The sequence below is a fragment of the Parabacteroides faecalis genome (genome assembly GCF_022809355.1).
GTDB classification, from domain to species: domain Bacteria; phylum Bacteroidota; class Bacteroidia; order Bacteroidales; family Tannerellaceae; genus Parabacteroides; species Parabacteroides faecalis.
This window is the reverse complement of record NZ_JAKZMM010000019.1, coordinates 1-12,972: the sequence shown is the minus strand read 5'-3', so window position 1 is coordinate 12,972 and position 12,972 is coordinate 1. Positions and strand designations below refer to the sequence as shown.

The following is a 12,972-nucleotide window of genomic DNA, read 5'->3' as shown; positions in this document are numbered from 1 at the left end:
AACTATCCGTTCCACGCATCTCCTTATCACTGAATCTCCCATTCATACAACCCGGCAGCGTTCTTTTCCGGTAAAACAACTTCCAACTTGACAGCTGAAGTTTTCACAGGAGCAAAATGAACTGTATTCGGATTTTCCTTAGAAATGGGATACGCATCAGCTTCCGGAACAGCCGTCCACTCACCCGCTTCATTCTTGTAATAAATCTTCCACGAACGAGGCAAACGACAACCTCCCCAAGGAGCATCGTCATACCAATAAACTGTTGAACTGGAGACTTCTGTCTTTTCAGGAAATTCATAAACAATCCATTCGGTCGTACCTTCTTTCGGCCACCAGTGATAATACGGGATGGTACGGTCATTTTCATCAGCCGGCACCAAGCCATCTGTAATAGAAGTCAGAGACTTAGCCGGATGTGATGCTGAAACTTGACTCTTGGATGCCAAGGAGAGAATAGCTACCGGACGCGTTGCCCTGACTTCAGAAGGCAACCAGACCGCCATGTTTCCTGGTCCACGATGAGCCCAGGCATAATACGGTATCAGTGTTAACTGCCGGTCTTTAGCAAGCAAACGTCCTTGCTCATCATATTCCAAGGTCTGTACCGATGTTTTAATCTGATTCAAGCCATACAATAAATCCGGTTTTTCCACGACTTCAAACTGCGGATGTTGATTCATCAGCAGGCTCAAGACGTTAAAGTCGTTGTCAGGCCATTCCGCACAATAGACAATTGGTCCGCGCTCAACAGCCACACGACCACGATCTGCTTCCACTTTCCCGTTTGCCCTTACGGTACGGACTTCCATATCCAGCTGAAGTTCTACGCGGTCACCTTTCTTCCATTTCCGCTCGATGGTAAAATAGCCTTGTTCCAAGGCAGAAGTGACTTCTTCTCCATTTACTTTGACCGAATAACCCGGGCGTTTCCCGTCGGAATAAGTATACAAATCACTTGGTACAACCTGATTTCTCACCCAACCCGGAATACGAATCTTCATCGCAAACACTCCGGCAGAGTTCTTATCTACCGTCAGTGTCACATGGCCGTCCCACGGATAACGGGTTTCCTGATGTAAAGAAACTTTCTTCCCTCCTACTTTCAGTTCGGCTTCGTTGCCCATAAACAGATTTACATAAACCTGATCATGCTTCACCGCATACACATAGCCTGGCAATGAAGGAATAAAGCGGCAGATATTGGATGGACAGCAAGCACAGCCGAACCAGGGCTGCCGCTGATGCTGGCCCATCGATTCCAGTGGATTGGGATAGAAGAATCCGCCACCATCGAGCGAGACACCCGAAATCAGACCATTATACAAAGTTCGTTCCAACACATCATAATATTTGGTATCTCCATGCAAGAGGAACAACCGATAGTTGACATATACATTACCAATCGCAGCACAAGTCTCACAGTAAGCCGACATATTGGGTAATTCGTAATTCTTACCAAAAGCTTCTCCCTGATTGGTCGCGCCAATACCACCCGTAATATAGAGTTTCTTCGAAACAATGTTATTCCAGATCCGATCAATCGCATGTACATATGAGGTATCGCCCGTCAACGCCGCCACATCGGCCATGCCGGCATACATATAAGCCGCCCGGACAGCATGTCCAACCGCCTCATCCTGCTCGATAACCGGTTTGTGGGCCTGACTGTATTCGTCTTTTCTGGAAGTATAACCGCGCTTATCCAGAAAGAATTTGGCCTGATCAAGGTATTTCAGATCACCGGTTACCAAATATAACTTAGCCAATGCCATTTCGGCTATCTGATGTCCGGGTACACGAATCACTTGATCTGCTCCGTCTCCTATTTCACGACAGACACAATCAGCATAGCGGATGGCGATATCCAGGAATTTCCGACTGCCCGTAGCCTGATAATGCGCGATGGCTCCTTCTACCATGTGTCCTAGATTATAAAACTCGTGACTTAATTCTTCCACCTTTTCCCAACGCTTGCTACCAGCCCATTCATGCGGATGCTTCGGATTCATCGTACGGGCTGTATACAGATAGCCGTCGGGTTCCTGCGCAGCCGCCACAATATCTAATACACTGTCCATATAATGTGCCAGTTGCTTATCAGGATAAGTCTGTAACAAATAACTGGCTCCTTCGATCGTTTTATACACATCGGTATCGTCAAACGAATAGCCCGTCACTTTCGTCGTATCACTCGGATGTGCCGCCAACTCGAAGTTACGGTAACGCCCCGTTTCCTCACACTTATTAAAGGCCAATGGAATAGTCACTTCACGACTGGCTTTCAAACGTTGTCCCCAAAAGGAATCAGAAACTTTCACGGAAGTAAAGGGTACAGGATCAATTGGATACCCATGTGTCAGCTGCTCTTTCTGAGCCAATAGGCTGTTTCCAATCAGGCATCCTGTCAAAACAGTAATTACGAATCTTTTCATGGATCTCATATTATTTGGATTTAAGAAGTGTCTTACAAACACATTTTGGCAAATGTAACAAGGTTTTGGTATAAATGCAAGATTCTTATGTGATTTATATCTTCAGAGAAAAAATATGAGAAATTTATTTTACACGGAATGTCACATTATAAAATCGGCAGGCTTGTAGTAGAGTTACACAAACCTGCCGATACTTATCATTTACAGATCAATTTCTATCCCCTTTTATTTCTTCTTCAGGATAAGTAACCAGCCTTCTTTCGTCTTCACCGGAATAGATTCATCCAAACGGAATGAACGGGCATCCTGAAAATCGGTTACCTGAGGAGCTTCGAGTGTCACTCGTGCCGGATCAAATCCTAAAGCCTTCCAGTCGAATGTCAATTTAACGGATTTGTCTTTCACTCCGAAATTACCAATGGAAATCAACACCTGATCAGGTTTTACATAAGTTGTAGCCTTCACTTCAGGATCAGAAGTCCGTACAGGACAAGCCTCATCCCAGTATCCGAGCATCTTCGCCTCTTCTATACCGAACGATTTCCACAACGCCCAGACTGGAGCCGGTGAATACTTGCCATATGAATGACGAGCTGTTGTACCATACACCATTCCCAGGAAACGATTACCACCATCCTGCAACATTTCGCTCATCTGTCCGAACGGAATACCTGAGAAGGTAACAAACCATTCATCCGGACGCATCTCATTATAACGGAAGCTTTCGCCAAACCATAAACGATCTACGTAAGGGAAGAAACCGGTGTACTGGTTGGCCGGGCCAACGGAGTACCACGTATTGGAATGCAAATCAATCAGCGCTCCCGGATGATACTGTTCCATGATCTTCCGCATCCGCTTCATCACCGGACGGTCGAACGACACATCATCCATGTAAATACCATCCAAGTCATAATTCTCGAACATCCAGCGCAGGCCTTCCAGATAATAATTGATCCAGCGAGAGAAACCAGACAATACCAACGCAGCATCGGATGTTTCATTCGGTAACTCAGTGTACCAAGCCGGACGATAATCGTCAATCAGATGTTCGCAATGCCAAGGTAATCCGTACCCAACACCTTCTGCCAATATCTCATGATTCAGACTCTTCAGTGCATAAATTTCAGTCGTATAATTAGTCAGCTCCCGAATGGTATAATACAATTTGACCTTTCGTCCAAATTCATGTTCATGCTTAATAAAGGCTTTCAGTGAATCCTGTACGATAAACGGATAATTAATAACCGGATTCAATTTCTGCGCATGATGAATATTCACAATATTGGCCCCTTCTTCAGCGGCTTTGTCAAAACCGGTATGAGGTGCGTGATAATAACGTTCAGAGAAATGTTTCGCTGAATTCACCGGCTTCAGTGGAGTAATCAACAGATCAAATTCGTAACTGCGTGGTTCGGCAGACAACGTATCCACGCCTGTACTTGCCACAACAAGTGACTGCCCACCTTTCGATCCTGATACCTGAATGGTACCCTTACCATTATTCGCCCAGGCTCTTGGCGGAGCCGGTTTATAGTCATTCAGTAACGGACCATGATAACTTCCTCCGCGATACTCAACATGCAATCCGGCTTTGGCATTTCCCATCCAGTAGCTGTCCCACGGACCTTTCCAATCCCATTTATAAGACACTGGACGAGCCCCTCCACTGAATCCTGTTCCCATAAAATATTCCGAAGCATACGGTGTATAGTTCGTTTCCAACCGAATATCTTTCACGACTACAGTCTGGTCTGATGAAACTTTCAGGTCATAATGTACATAACCATCATATTCCATCGAAGCCTGATTCTCAAAACGAATACCATCCTGTGTAGAAGATGCTGTCCATGAGACCAGACCACCGGCATCCTTCTTCAGGGAAACATTATTCGCCTCAAAAGGAATAACTCCTTTGTTAGTCACAACAACAAAACGGAAAGGCGAAGCCAAGACTTCCTTTTCATTGATCTGAATAGAAGCCGGAAGTCCGTTATCACCCACAAGCAACGTCTTATCCGTTGCTGTCACAGTCTTCCCATCCAACTGCATAGCTGTATAAGGTTTCACCGGATTATTATCCTCTCCGATTGTCGAATTCAGCCATCTCAACCTGGCATAACGCCACAAATCATTATCACCTTTATCTGCCAAGACATCCTTTTCTACTCGGATTTCTACTGGAATTGTCTGGGATTCCTCTTGTTCACAAGTAAGAGTTACATTCCCTTTATAAACGCCTGTCTTTGCATTCTCCGGAATTTGTATCCCACACCACAGTGCCTGTACTTTTCCTTTCGGAACATTCACTGTAAAAGTAATTGGTTTACCGTCCCAGTTTATACCTTCCTGATTAAAGCATGTCATATTCTCTTTCGGGATCACAGACGAGCCATTGGTCAGATCCGAAAACTCAAGATGTACCTTTTTCACAGCATCATGAGCGGCCCAGACCCCAATCTGCCAAGTATAATATTCATTCCGCAAAGCCACACCTTCGAAACCGGCAGAAGATCCGTTCTTTACCCAACGTACTGGTAACTCATTGGCCAGACGGATCGGGAACGCCCTATCTTCGGGGAAAAGTACCGGATTCATCGGATAGACCTGTTTCAGACTATCCATTTCCCGTACTGTAGCCGCCAAACCCATCGGCGTAAAAGCATCAAATCGCGAACGACTTTCAAAGCGCAACACTTTTGCCTTCGGAACTGCCGCTGTCAAGCCGGATTTCCAAGCTTCGTCCGTTTCATAAACTGGAGGCAGATAATCGTTCCACGGTTTGCCATAACGTGCATCATTCCATCCTTTCCGATATTTATAAGGCAAATAATACACATAATAGATTCCATCTCCCGAAACCGGTTCGAAAGTTACTGTTGCCGACTCTGCTGAAAAGTCAGACACGCTTACGTTCTTTACTTCCGAACCCGATTGAGCATCCACCACCACGACCTTCTTCGTTTCCGGTCTCAAATCTGGTCTTCTCCAAGGCAAATACACCTGTACCGCCTTCTGTTCTTTAGCACCTGTTACTTCCACTACAGCCCGATGATTTCCCTGCATATCAGCTTTCCACATCGAATCAGCCACTACAAAAGGAATTCCATCCGGAGCAAATGGCAAATATTGGCTATCACCATCCAGTGTTGCCGGTTTCGGCGAACAGGCCAGCAGGCAACTCAATGCTCCTATACACACGCACACATATTTATTCATGCCACACTAATTTGTAAATATCAAACATATCAACAATTCAAGTGCCCGAAGATATCCGGGCACTCTCTATAATAATCTCAATTAATAACCTGGATTCTGATCATCCTTCAACAAAGGGTTCACATCAATTGCCGTTGTCGGTATCGGCATCAACAACAACCGGTCATTCCATGTCTTATTTACTACAACAGAACCATCTGGTGCTGTAGAAGGCCCATTCAGATATTCTTTGCAATAATCGCTTCCATAACGACGAACATCATCAAAACGATGGCCTTCTACTGCCAACTCGATACGACGTTCATTCCGCAAGAAGTTAATTGCTTCTTGTTTACCCAAAGATTCAGGAACATCAGGCATACCACAACGATCACGCAACTGATTCAAAGCAGCCCGTACTTGATTATCATAACCAGTTGTCATTAAATGGGCTTCGGCATATGTCAAAAGAACTTCTGCATAACGTATAGTCGGATAGTCATCTGCCGAACCATATAAGCTATAATTATACGGATTCCAAGCAACCATCTTTCTATAACTGAATCCTGTCCATGATTCATTACCGTTTTTATTAACTACATCCGGATCCCACTTATAATAAAGTTCGCCAGCAGCAGTTTCATGCCATCCTTTGAACGGGAATAACAATGTTACATACAAACGGCTATCCCGATTCTTGAATTCTTTCATGTAATCATACGTCATCAAATCCGGACTTGTAGCAAAAGCCTTATATTCTTCTGCGCTCAACCCTTTTGCAAAATTCCATATTTTCTCGTAATTAGCCTTACGCGTTTCTACTGGAATTTTATCAGGAATCGTTTTTCCGTCAATACTCCAATATGCATCTACCAAATCCTGCATCGGTTCGAAAGACGAGTATCCATGATGAATAGACATTGACAAAGGCAAGAAATAAGTATAACGGCTATCATCATAAGCATACGGATCTTCCATATACTCATGCGTCAATACATATTCCGGATTGGCAGGAGTGGCATTGGCACCTTGCCATAAAGACTCATAACTGAACATACCTTTGATGAATTTATCCTTATCTATTCCCAATGATTCAAAATCAATATATAAATCCATTTCTTTAGCTTCCTGTTCCTGAGCTGCACTTAATGATGTCAGTTTGAACAATGAGTATTTACCACTGTCCATAACAGCTTTCGCAGACTTCTCGGCTTCTGCATAGTTTCCAAAATACAAGGCTGCTCTTGCCCGTAAAGCCAAAGCGGCATATTTAGTCACACGTCCTGATTCATACAGGAAACTACCATTATAACTTTCCGGTAGAATTTCTGCCACCTGAGCCAATTCATCCAAAATAAAGCTTCTCACTTCTTCCAATGAATTTCTAGGAACATTGGGTGCATCATACGGCAGTTCTTCCGTTACAATAGCAACCTTACCGAAATATTGCGTCAGTTCCAGATAAGCAAATGCCCGGAAAAAGCGAGCTTCCGCCTTCATACGTTCTTTCAGATCTTCACTCATATCACAGGTTTCAACCCGCGATATAAAGGTATTGGCTGTACGGATAGCACTGAAGTCATAATCACCATAAGGAGAAGCCGTATTAATACCATTCTGTTGTACCATTTCCATATTCCCTTCCCAAGGTTTATGGCTATGGGCATTATCTGTACACATTTCATCCCAGATATCCAAAGCGGGCATAGATTGGTAACAGCCATTCAAGGCATACCAAGCATCTTTCTCTGTTTTCCAGAAATTCTCGGCAGAAATCTCGGCTGGTGGAACCACATCCATATCGCATGATGAAAACGCTCCTGCCAAAGCGCATAACATGATTATTTTTTTTGCTTGCATCTTCATAAACAATACTCCTTACTAATTAAAATGAAACATTCACACCAAACGCCAATGACTTGGTTCCTAATGCCTGAATTGTACTGCTTGTCGCTTCCGGATCAAAGTCTTTCATCTTATGATCTGCTCGGATGGTAAACAGATTTTCACCTGTAATATACACCTTCAACGAAGACAAGCCCAAACGAGTAACCACATTTTTCGGTACATTATACCCAAACGATAAAGTCTTGATACGGAAATAATCTGCATCAAACAGATGATATTCATTAAACGCCCGGTTATAGGTTGTATGAGGGCTACTTGCCGTATAGATACGTGGATAAATGGCATTCGGATTTGGATTCTCTTCTGTCCAACGTCCTAAATGATAGGCTCTCGGATTATCCTGTCCGTGGAAGAACGGATGCACCTGATACACTTCAAAAGCCACATCTGCCCCACTTACACCCTGGCCGAAAATGGAGAATTCAAAATTCGCATAATTCATCGACAAATTGATTCCATACGTAAAGTCTGGTACTTCACATCCGATAATGGTTCTATCATCGTCTGTAATCTCTTCACCCCACTTTAAATCTCGCTGAGGAACAAATTTGGTATCGCCGGCATTCGGTGTAACACCACCATAAGTATAATAATGTCCGGCATCAATTTCTTCTTGCGTATACAAGCCGTCGCTCTTGAATCCATAGAATGATCCCACTGATTCTCCAACTTTTGATATATACTTGGCAACACCATGACCACTAACATTATCTATTTTATTATCTGAAGTAGCCATATCTGTAATTCTATTCGTATTAGTTGCTATATTAGCCCCTATCACATACGAGAACTTATTAATCGTATTACGATGTGTCAGTGCCAATTCAAATCCTTTATTACGAACCTTGGCAATATTCTGGGAAGGAGCTGTAGAAATACCTGTTTCCAATGGTACATTGTAAGGCAATAGAATATTACTTGTATTTTTAACGTAATAATCAGCAGTACCACTCAGTTTTCCATTCCATAAATCAAAGTCCAAACCAATATCTGCCAATGCTACTTTTTCCCAAGTCAGGGTTGGATTAGCTGGTTTTGTTTCTTCGATGACTTTAGCCGGAGAGTCGCTGAATGAATAATAAGCATCCGTTCCCCAAACTTTCCGACCTCCATAATTCTGGAAATAATCATAATTTCCTACGTTATTGATATTACCCAACGTACCATACGAAGCTCTCAACTTCAAATTGTCTATTACATCCCGTGTATTTTCCATGAAAGCTTCTTCACTGATTCTCCATCCGGCAGAGAAAGAAGGGAAATAACCCCAACGGTTATCAGCATGGAAACGGGAAGAAGCATCACCTCTGAAATTCGCTTCAAACATATACCGATCCATCAACGTATAATTCACACGGCCGAAATAAGAAAACATCTTGTATTCCTGCATGCTGGAATCATTCTTGTACAGGGATCCAGAAGTTGCACCAGCCGACATATCCTCAAACGAATCAGCCGGAAAATCCTGTCTGGATGCCATCAAGGTTTCTGCCTTATAATGTTCGTAAGAAACACCGGCCAAAACAGAGAAAGAATGAATTCCCTTCGTCCAGCTATAATTGGCCGTTCCAGTATAAGTCAGGAAATTATTACTCTGCCAATTTACTTCCATTGAGTTAATGGTATTTCCCGTACCACCAATCACAGTACCCGGATTCAGGAAACTTGGAACATCGTCCTTCAAACTATTATAATATTTATTCTTATAAGAATAAGACTTATAAGTAGCTTGTCCGGTTATCACAAGCCCTTTGACCGGCTTCAAATCAAACGCCAGTTCATACATGGTATTTTCCACCTGGTTCTTTGTCCAGTCGTTTGTACTGTAGGCACGCAACGGGTTTCCACCGGCAAATGTTCCACTCGCTTCGTGGCCTGATTCAACAGAACCCCAATCTCCATTGGATTGTTGCGCCACAAATGTACTTGGTACAATCAGCATATTATCAAATGAAGGTGTTCCACCGTCAATATCTTTATTGCGCTGAATATACTTCACACCACCTCTGAATGTCAACCAGTCTGTTACATCCGATGAAACATTCAAATTCAAATTATATCTTCGGGTATCCCGATTTCGTACATTCTCCGTATCATATATATAACCCAAGCCTGCAAAATAACGAAGTTTCTTGGTACCTCCAGAGAAGTTCAATGAATGTTTGGTCGTGACAGCCCAATCATCAAACAGCAGATCCACCCAATTGGTATTCGGATACAAATCCGGTTGTGAACCGTTTCTGAATAATTCAATCTGCTCGTCTGTAAATCCTTGTTTTTTACCAGCTGCAGGATTCGTATTATAAAGAGCTTCATTGTATAGTTCTGCATATTCCCAAGAATTTACCAGATCCGGTTTATAGGTTGGAGCCTTCATACCCACCATACCGCTATACGAAACATCCATCCGGCCTTCTTTTCCTTGCTTTGTCGTCACCAACACAACACCATAAGCAGCACGAGATCCATAGATAGCCGACGAAGCGGCATCCTTCAAAAATGAAATACTTTCGATACTGTTCGGATCCAAATTAGAAAAGAAGGTTGCATCTGCAATAGCGCCATCAATTACATAAAGCGGTTCGGAAGTTCCCAAATTACCACGACCGCGGAAATTAATTGAAGCATCTTTTCCCGGACGAGAAACAACCGTTACTCCAGGAACTGTTCCTTGGATAGAACTCAAGACATCATTCTGTACACGGTCTTTGATTTCATCCGAATTGACAGAAGCAACCGAACCTGTCAAGTTTACTTTCTTTTGTGTACCATAACCTACAACAACGACTTCTTCCAAAGCCTTGGAGTCTTCTGCCAACACAATCTGCAAAGCATCCTGACCCTTTACAGAAACCACTTTCGAATCAAAACCAATATAAGAGATCTGTAATTTCGCATCCTCTGAAACATTTAATGTAAAATTACCATCCATATCCGTAATGGTTCCATTAGATGGTGATGTCAAATCAACCACATTGGCTCCGATAACCGGTTCACCGGCTGCATCCCGAACGGTTCCTTTTATTTGTTTTGTTTTTTGTTGAACAGACTCAACCTTCAGCGTTTTTTTCCCAGTTGTAGAGAATAACACAATATGCCTGTCTTCAATGGTATAACCAATATTCTGACCGGCAAACAGTTCATCCAATACATCCGTAATTTTCCTATTCTTGATATTGATCGAAACTAGTCTGTCTGTTTTTATCTGAGAACTACTATACGTAAAATAAAAATCACTCTGATTTTCTATCTCCATCAACACATCCTGCACAGTTGCTTCCCTTAAATCAAAAGTGAACATAGCCAACTGTGAATAACTATCTGTGTTGTTTGCCCAAACAGGTGTGTTTTCCCAAGTTAACAAAAGAAACATACACCCTGATACTGTAAGTACCTTTTTTAGACCGGCCGTCTTTCCTGCTTGTGGCCTTTGTATTCTTTTTATGTCCATAAGTAAAATATTAAATTGGTAAATAGATCTAAGAACTATACATTCTCTTTAAATAATACAAGTTATCAGCTATTCTCTCTTTTCTTATCCTTCCCCATAGGCATTTGAATTTAATGGATTATATAAACTTGATTTTTGTCTTTCTTACATGTCAAATCTTGCGTCTTCTGCAACAACGATAATACCTGATCTACTGACGTAACATGTTTCACCGTACAGGTAAACTCCTTACTAGCTAATCGAGGATCCTCAATCACAATCTGTACATTAAACCGTCGTTCCAGCACTTTTACGATATGTTCCAACGGTTCGTTTACGAAACTCAGGTCTCCGGTTGTCCAGGAAGAAATACGGTTGGCATCGACTTGCAGTAACTCTGCTCCTTTACCTTCCGAATAAACGATTTGTTCGTTGGGATGCAAGATATAGGATTCTTTTCCGGCGTCACAGTCCACTTGCACTTTTCCTTCCTTCAAGGTTACTTTTGTTTCTTCCTTTGCATACGAAGAGACATTGAATTTCGTACCCAGTACCTTTACATCCACGGTATTGGTCTGTACGATAAATGGGAGCGATTCGTCCCGTTGCACTTCAAAATAGGCTTCTCCTTCCAAACGAACCTGGCGATTATCGGTTGCGAAATGGGTTGGATATTCCAAACGGCTTCCCGAATTCAGCCAGACCAGCGTTCCGTCCGACAAACGCAGACTGGCTCTTTCGCCGATCGGTACTTCGATTTGATTTACATATTCCGTTATTTCTTGTTCATGGAAAACTATATACGAACGAATACCCACGAATATACCTAAGAATAATACAGCGGCATACTTCAAGAATGTCAGATAATACGAAGAATGATTCTTGAAATGCTTCTTTTCAAAAGCGCGATAGGCCTTGTCTATACGCTGGGGCTGCGCATAATACAACTCGTTCTTCAAACTCCACACCCGTTCGAGTTCAAAGAGCTGATTCCGGTTTTCGGGACTTGCCTGAATCCATTCATCTACCTCTTTCAACTCCTGCGGCGAACAGGATTGTTCGAGAAACTTGATCAATATTTCTTCGTTCATCATCTTCCTTTTTGGGTTTGTTTGTATAGACGACAATTCAAAAGGGAAAAACTACGCAACAAAAAGTCTGTTTTTTTCGCATTTATGTCCTATAACATAAAAATCAAGAAGAAGATCGGGCGTAATTCATCCCGCAATACAAGTAAAGCCTGACGGATGTACCCTTCTACTGTCCGATTGGAAACGTCCAACCGTTCCCCTATTTCCTTTCGGCTCAAATCAGCAAAATAATAAAGGCGGAAAGCTTCTGCACATTTGGGAGGCAATTTGGAAATAGACTTTTCAACCAACTCTCTCAAATCCTGACTAAGGATATGTTTCAACACCTCACTCTGTTCTTCAGATTTCCCCATTGCTTCCAAACGGGCTTCGGCAATGCGTACCCGCTCTTCGTAATCTTGCACAACCATTTGATGTTTGATATGATTCAGGCAGGAATTCTGAAGCCATTTAAACAAGAAGGAATGAATGTCGTCGGCTTCTATCAGATGTTTTTTCTCCCAATACGACGCAAAGACATCCTGTACCAAATCTTCAGCTACCTGCGAATCGACAAAACGACAAGCCAATGCCATCAATTTGGGATAAAAATATCCGAAGAAAGAGCGGAATGCGTTCTTATCTCCTTTCTTTACCTTATTTAAATCATAAGGAACGTCCATTCTCTTTGTTCTACATTTCCATAAAAAAGATTTCTGCTTTCACAAAGATAAGCATTTATTCCTAAAACCAACCACTTCCTGTTATTCACCTGTCGGTTCCAAGTATCTCCTCGCCGGATGGACATCTGAATCCTATACAGGGCTGACGCATTACAAACTTCCAGACCTTTTAAAAAGTATTTATCTTTAGAGAGTCAAAGGGATAATAATAAAAATCAAAGAAGTAATGGAAATATTTTCTATATTAG

Annotated in this window: 6 protein-coding genes; all 6 read right to left on the bottom strand. The window is 42.5% G+C overall.

From position 1 onward, the window contains the following. Positions 1-26: 26 nt before the first annotated feature. On the bottom strand, positions 27-2,435 hold the full coding sequence (locus MUN53_RS08825; protein WP_243324852.1) for a glycoside hydrolase family 127 protein: 2,409 nt from the start codon (positions 2,433-2,435) through the stop codon (positions 27-29). 225 nt (positions 2,436-2,660) lie between these two features. Further along, positions 2,661-5,654, bottom strand: coding sequence for a glycoside hydrolase domain-containing protein (locus MUN53_RS08820; RefSeq protein WP_243324851.1), 2,994 nt, complete (start codon positions 5,652-5,654; stop codon positions 2,661-2,663). A gap of 81 nt (positions 5,655-5,735) precedes the next feature. After that, a complete protein-coding gene (locus MUN53_RS08815) occupies positions 5,736-7,499 on the bottom strand; it encodes a RagB/SusD family nutrient uptake outer membrane protein (RefSeq protein ID WP_243324850.1) in 1,764 nt (587 codons plus the stop codon). Between the two features lie 19 nt (positions 7,500-7,518). Then, complete coding sequence (locus MUN53_RS08810) at positions 7,519-10,914, bottom strand: TonB-dependent receptor (RefSeq protein ID WP_243324849.1); 3,396 nt, start codon at positions 10,912-10,914, stop codon at positions 7,519-7,521. A gap of 188 nt (positions 10,915-11,102) precedes the next feature. Beyond that, a complete protein-coding gene (locus MUN53_RS08805; protein ID WP_243324848.1) occupies positions 11,103-12,065 on the bottom strand; it encodes a FecR family protein in 963 nt (320 codons plus the stop codon). Positions 12,066-12,151: 86 nt separating this feature from the next. Then, positions 12,152-12,724 carry an RNA polymerase sigma-70 factor gene (locus MUN53_RS08800; protein ID WP_022454702.1) on the bottom strand — a complete coding sequence of 191 codons (573 nt, stop codon included), beginning with the start codon at positions 12,722-12,724 and terminating at the stop codon, positions 12,152-12,154. Positions 12,725-12,972 lie beyond the last annotated feature (248 nt).